The following is a 17,130-nucleotide window of genomic DNA, read 5'->3' as shown; positions in this document are numbered from 1 at the left end:
GTCGGCATCCTCAACCGCATCGATGGCGCGCGCACCGTGGTCGTCCAGGCCAATGTCGCCGCCGGCGAGCAGGTCGCGGCCGTCCAGCAGCAGGTCAGCCGGGCTGTCGCCGAAGTGGATCTCGGCAGCGGCATACGCTGGAAGCTCGCCGGCTCGAACGAGGACAGCGCCGAGGCCAGCGCCTTCCTCAGCAAGGCCTTCGGTGCCGCGATCTTCCTGATCTTCCTGGTGCTTCTGATGCAGTTCAACAAGTTCACCAGCGTCTGGCTGGTGCTGTCCTGCGTGGTCATGGCGACGGTCGGTGTGTTCCTGGGATTGCTGTTGACCGGAGGGGCGTTCGGCATCGTCATGTCGGGCATCGGCGTCATCGCGCTGGCCGGCGTGGTGGTGAACAACAACATTGTGCTGATCGACACCTATGACCGGCTGCGCGAAGAGGGCTGGGACAAGATGGACGCGGTGCTGCAGACCTGCCGTGAACGTGCCCGGCCGGTCGTGCTGACAGCGGTGTCGGCGATCCTCGGCGTGTTGCCAATCGCCTTCGGCCTCGGTCTCGAAATCTTCCATCACGAGACGACGATCAACGCGCCGTCGACGCAATGGTGGATATCGCTGTCCTCGGCGATCGTCCTCGGCCTGTCCTTCGCCACCTTGCTGACGCTGGTGGTGACACCGTCGATGCTGATGGTGTTCACGCGCAGCAAGAACAGCCGCTTCTATGCATTCTTCCGTCGGGTATTCCGGCGCGGCAAGACAGTCGGTGCGACTGTAGAGACCCCCGCAAGACCGGGCTCGCTTGACGAGCCGGCGATCGCCTTCCCGAAGGCCGCCGAATAGGCCAACTTTGCTTGAAGCGCCATGCTGAACAAATCGTTGACCGAGATGACACGCATCGAGTGCCGGGGCGCGTCGATCAATGAAGACTGCCTGCTGGCCCGCTTCCGAAAGCCGATTTCCGCTTCCTGATGAAACGAATTGTCGAAGTTGACTTGGTGACACGTGCGCTCGTGGTGTCAAGCTGACCCTATATGTGGACGTATAAGAGCGCCCGATTGCAACAAGTTAGCTGGATCTAGTTGATGGTCACAACTGCTGACGTATATCCGGCTTCTTCATGCGGCTCGATGTTCAGCGCGGCGAGCCTCGACGGGTTTTCGCCCGCTTCCACCTCAACGGCCCCAGACGTCGGCCGAAGCATTTGCGGTCCACACATCAGGTTCGGAAGCGACGGGGTGACCGTTTCCCCATCTCTGCCATTTTGCTGCAAGGCCGAGGTGCGCCCTCCTTCTCGCTCTCCAGGTCCGTCAGGCTGCTTTACCGACAGTACCGGTTGCCAGGCAGCGAGCATCGACCAGACGATTCTTGTTGCCGAGCGCGACCGCAGCGCCATTGGGATGCCGCCTTTGCCGCAACTTGTCGAGCCTGAGGCTTCGCGGAACCTGTTTGCCGCCGGCGCGATCCAGAGCTGCGCGATCGCGTATGGATCATCAGCGTGCGTCAACGGTCGCCGCGTTTGCTGACGCCTAACAGTCGGGCCCATCCTCCAATTGATCGCTGCTTCGGCACGAGGCGCAGCCACGCCGCTGGCGGCCGCTCTTGAAGCAGGTTGTGTCACCGACAGCTGCCTCGGTGCCGTCGCTTTATGGGCCAATCGAGCACGGCCGGAAGGTTCAGATCATGGGCCTTCGAAACGCATGGTTTTAACATCCATAGCGTGGATGCTCGCGATCTAAACAATCAATTTTACCAATCTGGGCGGGTCGTTCATAGACCCCCCACATGACATGCACCGCGTTGCTCTGCCGCGTGAGGTGCACAAAAGAACCCGAAAAAGAGGAAGTCTTCGCATGCGCTCTGACGTGCAGTGGAGGTTGTGCTGGGAAAACGAGTTGCGGCTTTCCGATCACCTCGAACTCTCTGAGTTCTTCCGGAAGACCTATGAGCCTACCGGAGCCTTTAATGGAAAGCAATTCGAAGGCGGTCGAAGTTGGGCGGGTGCGAGGCCGGAGGTCCGCGCAATCGGCAATGATGTGCACGGGATAGCGGCTCACTTGGGCCTGCTGCGCCGATACATCAAGGTTGACGACGCTGATCTGCTTGTCGCTGAACTCGGTCTATACGGGGTCCGTCCGGATCTTGAGGGGCTAGGAATCGCCCATTCGATCAGCGCGATGTATCCAGTGCTGCAGCAGCTTGGCGTTCCATTCGCTTTCGGCACGGTTCGGCACGCGCTCCGGAACCATGTTGGTAGGTTCTGCCGCAAAGGCTTGGCGAGCATTTTGTCGGGCGTTCGCGTGCGTTCAACCCTCCCGGACGTGTATCCCGATCTGCCTCCCACGCGAGTCGACGACGACGTACTCGTCATGGTGCTCCCAATTGGACGCTCAATGAGCGAGTGGCCGGCCGGCACATTGATCGATCGGAACGGTCCAGAGCTATGAAGAACACCCGCAATGATATCAGTCAGCGCGACCCGCCCCTCATCGCATCGATCGATCTGAATACAGCATTGACCGCGGATTTATTGTCCGCTCGCGTCCTCAAATTCACTGAGAAATCTGACATCGCATGAACCTCTTTGCCCCAGCCAGTATTGTTGCAGTCTGCTCTTATGCGCTGCTGTCGACCGTCTATAAGACCGCGCAGGTGTTTTATACCCTGCCTACAAACGTACCGCCGACCTCGGGCGAACCGGCCGGCTGTGAGCCTTGGCCGAGCGTCGATGTCATTATCCCGTGCTACAACGAGGCTCCTCGCACCCTCTCGGACTGCCTGGCTTCCATTGCAAGTCAGGACTACGCCGGAAAACTGCAGGTCTATGTTGTTGATGACGGTTCTGGAAACCGCGATGCCCTCGTAGGTGTACACGAGGAATACGCTGGTGATCCGAGGTTCGAATTCATTGCGCTCCCAAAGAATGTCGGAAAGCGCAAGGCACAGATTGCGGCGGTTCGCCGCTCGTGCGGAGATTTGGTGCTCAATGTAGATTCGGACACGATACTCGCGCCGGACGTCGTCACAAGGCTTGCGCTAAAGATGCAAGATCAAGCGATCGGCGCCGCCATGGGCCAGTTGGCGGCTAGTAATCGCAATGAAACTTGGCTGACGCGGTTGATTGACATGGAATACTGGCTCGCCTGCAACGAAGAGCGGGCAGCGCAGGCTCGGTTCGGTGCTGTCATGTGTTGCTGCGGTCCGTGTGCCATGTACCGGCGAACCGCGCTTGTTTCGCTGCTGGATCAATACGAGACGCAGCGCTTTCGAGGGAAGCCGAGCGACTTCGGTGAGGACCGCCACCTTACGATCCTGATGCTGAAAGCAGGCTTTCGAACAGAGTATGTCCCGGAGGCCGTCGCGGCAACAGTCGTTCCCAGCAGCATGGGTCCCTATCTGCGCCAACAGCTTCGCTGGGCCCGGAGCACGTTCCGTGACACGTTGCTGGCGCTCCAACTGCTGCGCGGCCTTAATATTTATCTCACATTGGACGTGATTGGGCAGAATCTTGGCCCATTATTGCTCTCTTTGTCGCTCCTGGCTGGGCTCGCGCAATTCATAACGACAGGTACTGTCCCTTGGACGGCATGCCTGACTATTGCGGTCATGACTATAGTTCGCTGCAGCGTGGCAGCGTTTCGTGCGCGCCAACTTCGATTTCTCGGATTCTCGCTCCACACACTCATCAACATCTTTCTCTTGCTCCCGTTGAAAGCATACGCGCTGTGTACATTGAGCAATAGCGATTGGTTGTCGCGAAGCTCGGCCGCCACTGTGACAGACATCGACGGCGCCATTCCAAAGCCCGCCTTGGTGGGATCTGACGCAGCTTACAGCGAACAGCAATAGTCACGTGATCGCAGGTGGAAGAGTGTTGAGCCAGGACCAGAAACATCAAGTGTTGAAGCGAAAGTTGGGTCCAGAGGATTTGCGGCGGCCCGAGACTCCTCCGATCGAACGGGAGTGTCACCGGCAAACAAGCGCGAAAAGCTCCGTGCATGACTCTCTGTCGACCGTGGCAATCGATTTTGCCGGCGTAACCAGGTCGTATGGGAACAAGGTCGTTGTCGACGACCTGTCGTTCACCGTTGCGTCGGGAGAGTGTTTCGGTCTCCTCGGACCAAACGGGGCCGGCAAAAGCACGATTGCGCGTATGCTCCTCGGCATGACATGCCCTGACGCGGGCACGATCACGGTGCTCGGCGTCCCGGTGCCGGCGCGCGCTCGGCTGGCACGTAGGGGCATTGGCGTGGTCCCGCAATTCGACAATCTTGACCAGGAATTCACCGTACGCGAGAACCTGCTGGTGTTCGGACGCTACTTCGGCATGAGCACACGCGAGAGCGAAGCGGTCATCCCGTCGCTTCTCGAGTTCGCTCGCCTCGAGCGCAAGGCGGATGCGCGCGTCTCGGAACTGTCCGGCGGCATGAAGCGATGTCTGACGATGGCGCGGGCGTTGATCAACGACCCCCAGCTCATTGTGATGGACGAGCCGACCACCGGCCTCGATCCGCACGCGCGCCACCTGATCTGGGAGCGGCTGCGCGCGCTGTTGGCACGCGGCAAGACGATTATCCTGACGACGCATTTCATGGAAGAGGCTGAGCGATTATGCGATCGGCTGTGCGTGCTCGAAAAGGGTCGCAACCTTGCCGAAGGCCGCCCGCAGGCGCTGATCGACGAGCATATCGGATGCCAGGTCATGGAGATTTACGGCGGCGATCCGCACGAGTTGCATTCGCTGGTCAAGCCACATTCTCAGCGCATCGAGATCAGCGGCGAAACCCTTTATTGCTATGCGCCTGACCCTGACCAGGTGCGAACGCAACTGCAGGGGCGAGCAGGTCTGCGTCTTCTTCTGCGTCCAGCCAATCTCGAGGATGTTTTCTTGCGGCTGACCGGGCGCGAGATGGAGGAGTGAACGATGATTGAAGGTCTTGCGGCGGTGCTGCCCGCCAATGCGTGGAACTGGGTTGCGGTGTGGCGCCGCAACTATCTGGCATGGAAGAAAGTCGCATTCGTGGCGATTCTCGGTAACCTCGCCGATCCAATGATCTACCTTTTCGGCCTCGGTACCGGCCTCGGCATAATGGTCGGCCGCGTCGACGGTGCGCCGTACATCGCCTTTTTGGCGGCCGGCATGGTCGGGGTCGGTGCGATGACCGCCTCTACCCTCGAAACACTGTACGCGGCTTTCGCTCGCATGCATTCTCAACGCACATGGGAAGCCATGCTGTATACGCACGTTACCCTCGGCGACATCGTTCTGGGGGAACTGGCGTGGGCAGCCACCAAGGCCTTCCTGGCCGGTATGGCAATTACCATTGTCACCGCAGCCTTGGGCTATACAGCCTGGCCGTCCGTCCTCTATGCGCTGCCATTCATTGCTCTGACAGGGTTCGTATTTGCCAGCCTCGCGATGGTCGTCACCGCACTTTCGCCCAGCTACGATTACTTCGTATTTTACCAGACGCTTATCCTTACACCCATGCTGTTCCTGTCGGGCGCCGTTTTCCCATTGAATCAGCTGCCTGACACCTTTCAGCAGATAGCGCGATGCATGCCGCTGGCACATGCGATCGACCTCATTCGTCCGGTCATGCTTGATCGCCCGATCGGCGGCATCGCCCTGCACATCGGGGTGCTCGGCCTGTACGCGCTGTTGCCATTCTTCCTCTCGATGGCGCTGTTGCGCCGCCGACTGATGCGCTGACGCGAAAGAGAAGGAGATAAACCATGCGCTATGGACGCAAATAAAAACGACATCGCCAGCGTGTGCCGCGAAGGATTTTGGCTGGCGTCGATTCAATCTCACAACGCTATGGAACGCCCGGCGTCTCGAGCACAGGATCTTATGTTGATCCCGGCGGATCTCATAGAATTTCCTTGAGGCCGGTGATGTTTGGCTGGCGTTCGGGCGCGAGCGACAACGCGGCCTGTCTTTCTGATCGAACGGTCTCGAGACAGGCCAATTTAGTATTCCTGTACGACTAATGGAGAGCGAGATGCTGTGTCTAGGATTGAACGGCGGATTGGACAAAGTCTATGAAAACAGATTTCAGATTCCAAACACATTCATGCACGATGGCGCTGCGGTGCTCGTCCGGGACGGACAGGTCATTGCGGCGGTAGAAGAGGAGCGCCTCAATCGGATCAAACATTCCAACAAGCTCCCAATTAGTGCGGCTCAATACTGTCTTTCAGCAGCTGGGGTTCAGCTCAGCGAAATCGATCGAGTGGCGTTCTACGCTACCGAAGACTATAGCAACGCAATGCTTGAAAACATGCTTGTTTCCCAGCCGGACGCCTCCATTCCGTTGGATGCTAAACTGTTGATGCAGCAGCTGCTGGCGCAGGAGTTCGGTACCGAGCTCGACGCTTCGCGTATCTCATTCGTAAGTCATCATCAGGCGCACGCCGTGAGTGCATTTGCAATGTCGGGCTTCGAGCGAAGTCTGATTCTCGCGATTGATGGCTCTGGTGATTTCCTGTCGGGCCTTGTGGCGGTTGGATCTGGTACTGAAATTACGCAACTTGCGACTTTCCCAGAGAACAATTCTCTCGGGCAATTTTATCTCGAGACGATCCGGTATCTCGGCTACGGCTTGTTCGATGAATATAAGGTAATGGGGCTTGCCCCCTACGGCGATCCCGTTCCCTATCGCGAGCTTTTCGAGCAATTCTATGAACTCTCTGCAAACGGCGAGTATCGCGTCCACCTGGACCGCATCGGTCCGACTTTGCTCCGCAGCATTCAGGTTCGGCAAAAGGGAATGCCATTCACTCAGCAGCATATGGATGTGAGTGCGTCGTTACAGGAAGCGCTCGAACGCATCGTGTTTCACATTCTTCGTCATTATCGTGAGGCCACCGGGATGACGCGGTTGTGCCTGGCCGGCGGAGTTGCGCACAATTGCTCCATGAACGGCAAGCTGCTCTATTCAGGACTTTTCGAAGACATCTTCGTGCAGCCCGCATCGCATGACGCTGGATGCGCATTAGGCGCCGCGCTAATCGTGTCTAATGAGCTGGGCCGCCCAGCGCCGCGTACGCGATTGCAGGAGGTCTATTGGGGGCCGGAACTCGCGAGCGATCACGCTGTCGAAGAGGAACTAAAGGCGTGGGCGGGGCACCTGGAGTTTGAACGCACTGAGGAGGTGGCGGATAGGGCAGCCGAGTGGATGGTCGGTGGCGCCGTGATCGGCTGGGTGCAAGGTCGCTCGGAGTTCGGGCCGCGAGCGCTCGGAAATCGCAGCATTCTTGCCGACCCCAGGCCCGCTTCAAATAAGGACCGGATCAACGCTATGGTCAAGAAGCGGGAAGGATATCGCCCGTTCGCCCCATCAGTGTTGGAGGAGGATGCGCGCGAATTTTTCGACCTCCCGGGCAGTGCGTGCGAATTTCCCTTCATGAATTTCGTAGTTCGTGTGCGCGATTCCAAGCGTGATTTGCTCGGCGCCATCACGCATGTCGACGGTACGGCTCGGCTGCAAACAGTATCGCGCAAGGCCAGTCCGGCCTACTGGGACGTTATCAATGCCTTCAAGCAGCGGACAGGCATCCCAATTCTGCTCAATACGTCCTTTAACAACAATGCAGAGCCGATCGTAGATTCAGTTGCAGACTCGATTGCCACGTTCCTGACAACAGAGCTGGATGGACTTGTGGTCGGGCCGTACCTCGTCAAAAAACGGGCCGCAACGCTGCAGGATTGGACTGCGCTCGCGGTTTCATTGCCGCCTTATGTATCCCTGCATAAAGTCCGCGCATACACGGCGCAGGATCGCCACGAGACCGTCTGCGAAATCCGAACGGATCACCGTGACTGTGCGCGTATTTCACATGGCTTGTTCGATCTGCTGACGCGGATCGAAGGCGAAGCCGTGCTCGCGGATCTCCTCGACACAATTACGCCGGATCAGGGCCTGCGCGAGGCTCTCACAGGAGAGCTGCGACAATTGTGGGAGCAGCGCCACGTTCGGATGCATCCCTCGCAAGCTGCTCGCGTCCACCAAAACTCATGCCAAAGTCGGGACGACCGATAATAGCTGCCCAAACACCGGTCTGCACCTTCATATGACGGTCTCCAATCCAATTGACCGAGGCAAGGGTCCTGATGATTGCGTCTGCCGCGAGCATGCATGTTCGCTCCAGCTAACGCTTATTGCAGTCGCGGATCAGCAATGGATTTGCTTGCCGGTGGCTCAAGACAGCACCAGTTCGTCGTTTCTCGACGGCGTACCGGGTCGGTGACCGCCCCTGCGACATCAGCTTGGTGTTGCGCATAGCGGATGGGACGAGCGTTGGTGGATAGATTGGCGTGGGTTGACCCCGGTGGCGAGCGGGCTGGGCCGCTTGCGGGAAAGGCGGCGGCCCTTCGGCGCGCCAAGCCGGCATGTTCGTCGTTGAGCTCCTTTTGGCAAAATGCGTCGGTGGGGCGACGATCTTGTCTGAATGCGGCTTGATGCTTCGGCCTCCAATCATCCGGCCCTGTTGTTTGCATCCTTGATTTACGGCAATACGACGCCGGTGCAGATTTCGACGACGCCATCTTCAGGAAACCGAGGATCTGTTGGTCAAGGTCACGCAGGGGTTAGCGTTGGCGATGCCCGACATCTGCTCTCGGGCAATCGCCTGATCGGGATGGGAGTCGAGGAAGGGGAGCGCCCCTCGAGCACCTGCGCGATCGCAAGCGTCATGGTCTGTGCCCTTCGCGAAGCGCAAGAGTCTTCAGCCCGCGCAGAACCAGGTAAGGCCGAACATAGCGAGAGCGCGGCGCCGGTGATGTAGCTAAGCCCGTGTGGAGGGTTTCCGCGCCGCCGAGGATTGCGCCGCCAAGGCGGCGGCCCCTTCGCCGCAACGCTTTCGAAGCCGTAGGTCGAGTTCAGGATGACGGATGGCTGAACGGCACTGGAAACACCAGCCGGATCGTAGCAGGATCGCGCGGGTAGCGAAGCCGATTGGCTGTTCGCAGACCGGGCCAGTCTTGGATCGGTGGGCGGGCTCGGGCATCCACTTCGGACGTGCTCTTGGCTTTCAGGAAGAGTAGCTGCAAACTGGTTCAGTTGGCAGGAAAAGAAATGGTCCAGTCTCCAGCCCCCGGTGCTCAATCCGCCCGCATGGCATGGGGGCGCGCCAGATCTACGGTAAGCGATGCGCCCAGGCACCTTGCAATAAGCCGATGAACATGGAGTTTTCGGGCCATGACATTGGAACATGCAAGGGGCGATCTGGTCGCCGAGCTAAGCGGCGCCGCGGCGGCCGAAGATCTTGCAACGGTGCCCGGGCGCGTGCGGCAACGAAGGCTGTGGAGTTGCACCGAGAAGCGCGCGTTGGTCGACCTGGCGAGCGCGGCGGGGTCGTCGGTGACGGAGGTCGCGGAAGCGTTCGGCGTAGCTCCGTCACAGCTCTATGCGTGGCGCAAGCAGATGGCCGGCGGGGAGGTCGATGCCGATCGGGCGATGGCGACCTTCGCGCGGATCGACGTGAGCGATCTGCCCGGTGTCGAACGCCCCGTCGCCGATTGCCCGGACCCGGCCGGCAGGATCGTCGTGGCCTTTCCGAGCGGCACGCGACTGCGGATCGACGGGATCGTTGATCCGACAGCGCTGCGCATCGTCCTGACGGAGTTGACCAGGTGATCACGGTGGTGCCGACTGACCGGATTTACTTGTGCTGCGGCGCGACCGATATGCGTCGCGGGATCAACAGTCTGGCGCGGATGGTGCAGCAGGTGCTCGCGCTCGACCCGCACACCGGCGCGATCTTCTGCTTCCGCGGACACAAGGGTCATATCATCAAGATTCTGGCGCATGACGACCAGGGGTTCTGCCTGTTCACCAAGCGGCTTACCGATGGTTGCTTTGCCTGGCCAACCACCAAGGAGCAAGTCTCCGTGTCGCTCACCAAGGCGCAGCTTTCGCTGCTTTTGGACGGGATCGATTGGCGCCGGCCGAGCAAGATTTATCGACCGCGTTTGGCTGGCTAATTTCGACGTTTCTTATTGATTTTGCGTTGATTCTGCTTCCGTAACGAGGGTCTTTCGGGTACAGGTTTTGGGTGTCGGAACAAGCTCCCTCAACCGCTGATTTCTTCGCCCGGATCGCGCTTCTGGAAGCTGCCGTTTCTGCCCGTGACATCACCATCGCCGAACGCGATGAGCAGCTGCGAAGAGAGCGCGCCGAGGCCGCACTTCGCATCCAGCGCCTGCAACTGCGGATCGATCGCTTCAACCGCAAGGCCTTCGGCCGCTCGTCCGAGAAGCTGGGCCAGATGCGGCTCGAACTCGAAGATCTCGAGACCGATTTCACCGCCAGCGTGCCCGATATCGAGCCGCCTATCGCCGCTGACACCGACAAGGTGCGGGTGTTGCCGGTGCGCAAGCTCAACCCCAACCTGCCGCGCAAGCGGGTCGTTCGCGAGCCGTCTTGCGCATGTTGCCCGGGCTGCGGCGGCGATCTGCGCGCCATGGGCGAAGATAGCGACGAGATGCTCGATCTGGTCGCCCAGGCCTGGCAGGTTATCGAGACCGTTCGACCCAAGTACAGCTGCCGGACCTGCGATAAAATCATCCAGGCGCCCGCACCAGCTAAGGCCATTGCACGCGGCAAACTCAGCTATGCCGCGCTCGCCCATATCATGATGGCGAAGTGGGGCTATCATCTGCCCTTCTACCGTCAGGCACAGATGATGGCCGCCAAGGGCGCCGCGTTGCGACGACAGCTCATGCGCCAGGGCAAGGGTTTGTCGCGCCATGCCGATATCGCGAAGGCCTTCGCCTACGGCGCCAAGCGATGGCGCGCCTTCAACCGCTTCCTCTACGATGGCCAGCTCGAGCCCGACAACCTGATCGCGGAGCGGGCCATTCGTGGATTTACGGTCGGCAGGCGCAATTGGCTTTTCTCGGGTAACTTCGCCGCGGCAGAGCGGTCAGCGGTCGTGCTCAGCATCATCGAGACCTGTAAGCTCTGCGGCGTCGATGCCGAAGCCTACATGGCTGATGTCACCGAGCGCATCCAGAATGACTGGCCAGCCTCGCGCTGGGATGAGCTGATGCCGTGGAACTGGGTGCGCCGCCACGAGATGCCGCTCCCCCTGGCAGCATGAGCGCGATCGATGACATGGCGCTGTCGGACCAGGCGCTGGAGGCCTGGATGGCCGCCAAGACCAACCCCCGCCCGCTGGTGCGGACCATGTCGGCGCTGGATGGCTTCGTAACGGCGGCAGTCACCGGGCCGCGGTTCGCGGACCCGCAAGACTGGATGTGCCCGCTCATGGGGTTGCCGCCCGACGTTTTGGCCAAAGGGTCTTCAATCGATCACGCCGTGTTTGCCAGCGTCGCCAGGATCCACAACCGGATCAACGAGACGCTCTTCGACAGACCGCAGGATTATGCGCCCCGGTTCGCAACCATGCCCAGCGGCGGCATCGACCCCCGGCCGTGGTGCCAGGGGTTCTACGCGGCCATGAATCTCAACATCAAACGCTGGAAGCGGCTGCTCGACCTCAAGAACCCGAACCACGGCCTGCTGCTGCCGATCCTGATCTACTGCGTCGACAAAAAGGGGAGGCCTGTCCTCGGCAAACCCAGGCCGGGGCCCGAGACCGCGCACTTCATCGAGCACGAGGCATACAAAGACATCGCCCTCGTCATCCCCGCCCTGCGCGAACTCCATTACGTCACCCATTATGACGATCCGGAGTGATCGGCGGCGACGCGCGGACCAACGGCGGACCTATCATAGAAGCACCACCGGACGATTTCGGGAAAGGTGCCTCCGCGCACCGCTTACGATCTACGAAGCGCTTCGTGAGCAGATACTCAGAGGCGTCTACGACACCGGCAGCGTCGAGATGCTGCGCGACGTCGTCGCTCAACTCTGAGACGTCGACGGTTCCGCACGCGGGGTTAAAACATTCGCGACCGCTCATCGTAAACAGGTCATCGTTGAAAGCAGTTGGGCGACGGCCGCGCTCATGGCCGGCTGAATTAGCTGATGCGGCTTGCCGCCACCGTGCCGTTGCGCTCGGTCAGCAGTGCGTGGAGCCGACGAGGAGCTTCACATCAAGGGCCATTGTCTCATCTATCCGCAACGTGGATGCTTGTCATCGAAACATTCGATTTTGACTATCGGACAGGACATTGCATAGGAAGAATTCAAGGATGCAGGCTAGGGAGATTGTCGATGTATGCGGTTGGCTCCGAGGAGCATTTTTCTGGTGTGTGCATTCTGGTCTGCGCCGAACATTAAGCGAGCCGATCCCCTTTTCGACCAGGTACGTCGGTGATCGCGCAAGCTGCATCGCGTCGGCTCTTTCGCCACAAGCCCCCAACTGGCGTAGGCGCCTACCCCAAGGATCAACAAGTCGAGGTTTCCCATGCGCTCCCAAGGACGGTGGAGGTTGTGCCGGGAGAACCAGTTGCAAGTAGCCGATCATATCGGACTCTCCGAGTTCTTCCGAAAACCCTGTCGGGGGGACTGACCCTGCAATGAAAAGCTATGCGCCGGTAATTTGAGACGTTCTGCAGAGACGGCCCGGCCACGATGTATCGATGTTCGCGTGCGGTCCCACTCAGAAGTGCTGGATCTCGACATGCAGCCTCGCGTGGAGGACGTGCTCCTCGTGATTATGCCGATTGCGCGGCCGATGAGCGAATGGCCGACCGATGCAACAATTGACCGGAAGGATCCGGAGCTATGAAACATCTTGATGACGGATGGGAGGTGCAGAGTGAATGCGCTGATGGAACCGGCCGTCGGAGCGTTTATCTGACGTTTGACGACGGTCCCGATCCATTCTTCACACCACAGATACTCGATGTGCTGGCGAAAAATCGGGTGCCAGCGACTTTCTTCGTGATTGGTGCCTACGCCGCAGAGCACCCGGACCTCATCCAGCGAATGATCGCAGAAGGGCATGAGGTGGGCAACCACACGATGTCTCATCCGGATCTGTCCAAATGCGGCTTGGGCGACGTCCAACGTGAGGTATTTGAGGCGAACCGTGCCATCATGGTAGCATGCCCCCAGGCCTCGATCCGCTACATTCGCGCGCCATACGGCGCCTGGAGCGAAGAAGTGTTCACTGCGTCAGAGATCGCCGGGCTGGCGGCCCTTCATTGGTCGATAGACCCAAAAGACTGGTCGCGCCCCGGCACCGATGCGATCGTCGATGCTGTGCTCGCCTCGGTCCGGCCCGGCGCAATCGTGCTCTTGCACGACGGTTGTCCTCCCGACGAGTCGAGACGGAGCACTCAAGCCGGTCTGCGCAACCAGACCGTTATGGCGCTATCCAATCTGATTCCGGCATTAGATGCCTGCGGATATGAAATTCGCCCGCTTCCAGAACATCACTGAAATGCGAGATCCTAGGACCTGCTTTCCCAGCCAGTGCCTTGGGTCTCGCCTATGAAGGCTTACAGGCTTCGTCGACATCGGACGAACTGTCGGCTCCGACCCGTTGACTAAGCGTAGACGTTTGTTGTCACCTGCTACAATGAGGACCCGCGCAGCCTCTCGGCATTGCCTGGCATCGCCGGAACCTCTTCGACGATGGTCTCCGGGATCGCGGGCTGCGTCCACAAGGTTTGGCAAACTAGTCGCCATTGCCGGGACATGCCCGACCCCTCGGCTGCGAAGGACCAGGGGTTCTTCGACTCGCACACCCCGCTGTGGATCTGCTCCTCGATCGTCACGATGATCGGGCACGATGCCATCTTTCACAAACTGGACCACGTCGATAGCTTCTGACTGGCTGTTTCCAGCAGGCCAGCTTGCCGGTATGTGATCGGTAACGCAAGGAGTTTCGCGATGTACATCCCTCCCGCTTTCCGCGACGACGACAAGGAGTCCCTGCGCGCCACCATCCGCGCGGCGGTGCTGGCGAACTTCGTTACAGTCACGGCGGAAGGGCCGCTCGCAACGCCACTGCCCCTCTTCCTTGATGAGAGCGAGGGCGAGCACGGGGTGATCTACGGGCACCTAGCGAAGGCCAATCCCCAGTGCCATGTTCCGCCGCTGGGCGACGGCTTAGCCATCTTCATGGGGCCGGACGCTTATGTGACGCCGGCATGGTATGCGACCAAGCGGGAAACCGGGAAGGTCGTCCCGACCTGGAATTACATCGCCGTCCACGCCTATGGTCCGGTCGAGTTCTTCGAGCATGCGGGAAGACTGCTGGACGTCGTGAATCGTCTGACCGACCACCACGAGGGCGAGCGCGCCTTGCCTTGGGCGGTGTCGGACGCGCCGCCGGATTTTGTACAGGCGCAACTCCGCGGAATCGTTGGCTTGCGCATGCCGATCACGAGGCTGGAGGGCAAGCGCAAACTGAGTCAGAACCGTAACGCGGCCGACCGCGATGGCGTGGCCGCGGGCCTTGCGGCGAGCGAGCGGGCATCTGACCGCGAGCTCGCCGCTCTCATCCCAAAATAATCATGAACTTTGTCGGAATCGACCCATGATGCCAGAACTGACCCCATTCGCCCTGTACCTCGCCGCGGCCTCCGTGCTCGCCATCACGCCCGGTCCGGGCATCTTCTACGTTGCCGCGCGCACGCTCGCCGGCGGTCGTCCGGAGGGTATCGCTTCCAGCTTCGGCACGGGGTTGGGAGGCATGATCCACGTCCTCGCAGCAAGCCTAGGTGTTTCCGCGATCGTGCTCGAGAGCTCGGAACTGTTCTCCGCATTGAAGCTGTTCGGCGCGGTCTACCTCGTCTGGCTAGGCTTTCGCACCTTACAAGCCGCGCGCCGCAAGGGAGCGACTGGCGATGATGGCGCCCCGGTGCGTTCAGTCGGACCCCAGCGGGCTTTTCGTGAAGGGGTGCTGGTCGAGGCTCTCAACCCCAAGACGGCAGCCTTTTTTCTAGCCTTCCTTCCGCAGTTCGTGAACCCGAGCGCAGGGCACGTAGCTCTGCAACTCGTGGTGCTTGGCTCCGTGTCGATTGCGCTCAACACGCTCGCCGACATCGTGGTTGCCTTCGGGGCCAGCGGCATTCAAGACGGCGCGGCAGCGCGTCCCGGGTTGATCCGCCGCCTGAGGAAGGCGTCGGGCGGCGCGATGATTGCGCTGGGCGTCGGCCTCGCTCTGGCGAAGCACCCTGCTGCCTGAATTTTGCATCGGATCTGGTTGGGCATCTCTCCGGGTCGGCGGGTTAGTTTGAAGCAGATGGATGGCTGCGAGCCAGCTTCGGTCATTACACCGATTCAGGCGATGTCTCAGCAGGCGCGGCACCACAGTGAGGGAAACGTGAGTTCGACTGCCTCGCCTTCCTCATGACCATCATTTTGGCCCTCGCGAATCAACGCACGGTAGAAGCCAGTCAGCCGAGAATGACTGCCGTTTCATATAAGGAAAGCCAAGCCATGCGCCAAGCATCGCCCCGCTTTGCACTCGATCACATGGCGACGCCCGGACTTGACGTCAGGGCACTTTTCGCCTTTGCCCGTGACCAGGGCCTAACCGACGCAGCCAACAGTACAGCAATGCTATTGCACGCGGCAGCCGGCGGCGGACGTCCGGTCTGCCGCCGCTGAAGCAGGCGTTGGGATTCTCCATCAATGCCTTGCAGCGCTTCAACGCGTGGACTCCTGCCCGCAGGGCCGAGGCGAGCAAGCTCGCCGATTATGCGGCGGCCTGCGGAGCCAAGACGCTCATGCTGGTGCCGGTCAACGATGGCTCCTGGCCTGCCAATGGCGAGCGCCGGGGCGATCTCCGCGTCGCCTTGAAGGCGCTCAAGCCGATCCTCCAGTCGCGCGGCCTGATCGGTCTAATCGAGCCGCTCGGCTTCCAGACCTGCTCGCTTCGATCGAAGAACGAAGCGGCTAAGGCCATTGCCGCCATTGATGGCCAGTCCGTCTTCCGCCTCGTGCACGACACGTTTCATCACGCCGCTCGCCGGGGAGCCGTTCTTCTCCTGCGACCTGACCGGTCTCGTGCACATCTCAAGCGTGAGCGATCCGATCGACTGGATTTACCCGGATCGCGTCCTAGTCCGTTCCGACAATGGCAACCAGATCCGGGCGCTGCTTGATGGCGGCTATGGGGCCCCTTCTCATTCGCACCTTTTGTCGACGAAACCCACCCGCTGGACGACCTCGCAGGCGCCCTTTCCGCGACTATCGATCTCGTTCGACACGCCTGTTGACACGAGTGCCGGTGTGAGACGCGGTAGTCAATCAGGGCTTGCGACCCTTTTTGGCGTCCCGCGGAGAACTCATTCGAGACGCCTCCTGTAACAATATCTCGCGCATCCAGACGCTTGCCGCATCACTGTTGTGAAGGGCGGGCCATTGGAGGGCCTCGGTAAATGCGGGAAGCGGCAGCGGAAGTTCGATGATCTGCAGTGGGAAGGTTTTCTTGAAATGCTCAACCAGCCGGAAGGGCATGGTCGCTATACGAGCCGTGCCTGAGACCATCGGCGGGATCATGCTGAAGGCCTGCACGATAACCTCGACACGTCTCTTCAGGCCATGCTCAAGAAAAAAACGCTCCTCGACGGAGGGCTTCCGCCCGAACTTGGCCGCAACGTGCCTCATCGACATGTATCTCTCGAATGTAAGCTGCTGCGGCAGCTGCTTGTTCGTGGGGCAGCCTACGCACACGAGCGTGTCGTCGAACAGCGCCGCTCTTGGATGCGCGCTCGACATGAACAATTCTGGACAAATCAGAAAATCGACGTCACCGCGCCGGAGAAGCTCATCGGGGTCGTCGTCGAGCGGCAGCAATTCGAAGCTGACGGCGGGTGCTTCGCGTGCAACACGCTCCACGACCTTTTCAAAAAACACGAGTGTGGCGAAATCGGAAAGGGTGATCCTGAAACGGCGATCGGACTGAGCCGGATTAAACGGATCCCAAGAAATAATCGAGCTCTGGATTTTCAAGAGTGCGCCGCGAACAGCGGGGGCGAGTGTTTCCGCACGTGGGGTTAGAACACGTTCGCGGCCGCTCATCGTAAACAGTTCATCGTTGAAATAATCGCGTAGCCGGCCGACGGCCGCGCTCATGGCCGGCTGACTTAGGTTGATGCTGCTTGCCGCCGCCGACAGGTTGCGCTGGGTCAGCAGTGCGTCGAGCACGACGAGAAGGTTCAGATCAAGGCCTTTGAAGCGCATCGCTTTCACTTATCCATAGCGT

19 protein-coding genes and 2 pseudogenes are annotated in these 17,130 nt (G+C 60.1%); 18 read left to right on the top strand and 3 right to left on the bottom strand.

Features of this window, described 5'->3' with window-relative positions; translation table 11 throughout:
• Positions 1–837 (top strand): efflux RND transporter permease subunit (locus AC0L28_RS24380; RefSeq protein WP_473480710.1); only part of this gene is annotated, 837 nt, incomplete at its 5' end.
• Between the two features lie 21 nt (positions 838–858).
• A pseudogene (locus AC0L28_RS24375) lies at positions 859–966 on the top strand (SAM-dependent methyltransferase); the annotation flags it as partial.
• A 106-nt stretch (positions 967–1,072) separates the two neighbouring features.
• Here the strand turns inward: AC0L28_RS24375 and AC0L28_RS24370 are convergent.
• Positions 1,073–1,390 carry a hypothetical protein gene (locus AC0L28_RS24370; protein ID WP_473480707.1) on the bottom strand — a complete coding sequence of 106 codons (318 nt, stop codon included), beginning with the start codon at positions 1,388–1,390 and terminating at the stop codon, positions 1,073–1,075.
• A gap of 110 nt (positions 1,391–1,500) precedes the next feature.
• Positions 1,501–1,625 (bottom strand): annotated as a pseudogene (locus AC0L28_RS24365) (IS110 family transposase); the annotation flags it as partial.
• Between the two features lie 222 nt (positions 1,626–1,847).
• Between AC0L28_RS24365 and AC0L28_RS24360 the strand changes: the two are divergent.
• The 16 genes from AC0L28_RS24360 to AC0L28_RS24285 all read left to right on the top strand — a co-directional run bounded on the left by AC0L28_RS24360 (position 1,848) and on the right by AC0L28_RS24285 (position 16,027).
• Entirely contained in the window at positions 1,848–2,441 is a 594-nt protein-coding gene (locus tag AC0L28_RS24360) for a NodA family N-acyltransferase (protein ID WP_473480706.1), read from the top strand.
• A gap of 127 nt (positions 2,442–2,568) precedes the next feature.
• Positions 2,569–3,843 (top strand): chitooligosaccharide synthase NodC, encoded by a 1,275-nt coding sequence (gene nodC, locus AC0L28_RS24355; RefSeq protein ID WP_473480702.1) that lies wholly within the window; start codon positions 2,569–2,571, stop codon positions 3,841–3,843.
• A gap of 49 nt (positions 3,844–3,892) precedes the next feature.
• The gene (gene nodI, locus AC0L28_RS24350; protein WP_473480699.1) at positions 3,893–4,915 is read left to right on the top strand and encodes a nodulation factor ABC transporter ATP-binding protein NodI; all 1,023 of its coding nucleotides are present in this window, start codon (positions 3,893–3,895) and stop codon (positions 4,913–4,915) included.
• A gap of 3 nt (positions 4,916–4,918) precedes the next feature.
• Positions 4,919–5,707 (top strand): ABC transporter permease, encoded by a 789-nt coding sequence (locus AC0L28_RS24345; RefSeq protein WP_473480696.1) that lies wholly within the window; start codon positions 4,919–4,921, stop codon positions 5,705–5,707.
• Between the two features lie 292 nt (positions 5,708–5,999).
• Positions 6,000–8,039 carry a carbamoyltransferase family protein gene (locus AC0L28_RS24340; protein ID WP_473480692.1) on the top strand — a complete coding sequence of 680 codons (2,040 nt, stop codon included), beginning with the start codon at positions 6,000–6,002 and terminating at the stop codon, positions 8,037–8,039.
• 409 nt (positions 8,040–8,448) lie between these two features.
• A complete protein-coding gene (locus AC0L28_RS24335) occupies positions 8,449–8,784 on the top strand; it encodes a hypothetical protein (RefSeq protein ID WP_473480689.1) in 336 nt (111 codons plus the stop codon).
• Positions 8,785–9,197: 413 nt separating this feature from the next.
• The gene (locus AC0L28_RS24330; RefSeq protein ID WP_473480686.1) at positions 9,198–9,635 is read left to right on the top strand and encodes a transposase; all 438 of its coding nucleotides are present in this window, start codon (positions 9,198–9,200) and stop codon (positions 9,633–9,635) included.
• Positions 9,632–9,982, top strand: coding sequence for an IS66 family insertion sequence element accessory protein TnpB (gene tnpB, locus AC0L28_RS24325; RefSeq protein ID WP_473480683.1), 351 nt, complete (start codon positions 9,632–9,634; stop codon positions 9,980–9,982). The genes AC0L28_RS24330 and tnpB overlap by 4 nt, the downstream gene beginning before the upstream one ends.
• 71 nt (positions 9,983–10,053) lie before the next feature.
• Entirely contained in the window at positions 10,054–11,100 is a 1,047-nt protein-coding gene (locus AC0L28_RS24320; RefSeq protein WP_473480680.1) for an IS66 family transposase, read from the top strand.
• On the top strand, positions 11,097–11,699 hold the full coding sequence (locus AC0L28_RS24315; protein ID WP_473480677.1) for a UPF0149 family protein: 603 nt from the start codon (positions 11,097–11,099) through the stop codon (positions 11,697–11,699). The genes AC0L28_RS24320 and AC0L28_RS24315 overlap by 4 nt, the downstream gene beginning before the upstream one ends.
• Before the next feature lie 673 nt (positions 11,700–12,372).
• Positions 12,373–12,477: a hypothetical protein gene (locus AC0L28_RS24310; protein ID WP_473480674.1), complete on the top strand. Its 105-nt coding sequence runs from the start codon at positions 12,373–12,375 to the stop codon at positions 12,475–12,477.
• A gap of 111 nt (positions 12,478–12,588) precedes the next feature.
• Positions 12,589–12,696 (top strand): hypothetical protein, encoded by a 108-nt coding sequence (locus AC0L28_RS24305; protein WP_473480672.1) that lies wholly within the window; start codon positions 12,589–12,591, stop codon positions 12,694–12,696.
• Complete coding sequence (gene nodB, locus AC0L28_RS24300) at positions 12,693–13,352, top strand: chitooligosaccharide deacetylase NodB (RefSeq protein ID WP_473480669.1); 660 nt, start codon at positions 12,693–12,695, stop codon at positions 13,350–13,352. The genes AC0L28_RS24305 and nodB overlap by 4 nt, the downstream gene beginning before the upstream one ends.
• A gap of 453 nt (positions 13,353–13,805) precedes the next feature.
• Positions 13,806–14,429, top strand: coding sequence for an FMN-binding negative transcriptional regulator (locus AC0L28_RS24295; protein ID WP_473480666.1), 624 nt, complete (start codon positions 13,806–13,808; stop codon positions 14,427–14,429).
• Positions 14,430–14,457: 28 nt separating this feature from the next.
• Complete coding sequence (locus AC0L28_RS24290; RefSeq protein WP_473480747.1) at positions 14,458–15,105, top strand: LysE family translocator; 648 nt, start codon at positions 14,458–14,460, stop codon at positions 15,103–15,105.
• A gap of 454 nt (positions 15,106–15,559) precedes the next feature.
• Positions 15,560–16,027 carry a TIM barrel protein gene (locus tag AC0L28_RS24285; protein ID WP_473480663.1) on the top strand — a complete coding sequence of 156 codons (468 nt, stop codon included), beginning with the start codon at positions 15,560–15,562 and terminating at the stop codon, positions 16,025–16,027.
• Positions 16,028–16,172: 145 nt separating this feature from the next.
• On the opposite strand, the gene AC0L28_RS24280 is transcribed toward AC0L28_RS24285, so the two are convergent.
• Positions 16,173–17,108: a LysR family transcriptional regulator gene (locus AC0L28_RS24280; protein ID WP_473480660.1), complete on the bottom strand. Its 936-nt coding sequence runs from the start codon at positions 17,106–17,108 to the stop codon at positions 16,173–16,175.
• Positions 17,109–17,130: the final 22 nt, after the last annotated feature.

The sequence above is a fragment of the Mesorhizobium sp. WSM4847 genome (genome assembly GCF_055811335.1).
The sequence above is the reverse complement of the archived record's forward strand: the minus strand, read 5'-3'. Positions and strand labels throughout refer to the sequence as shown.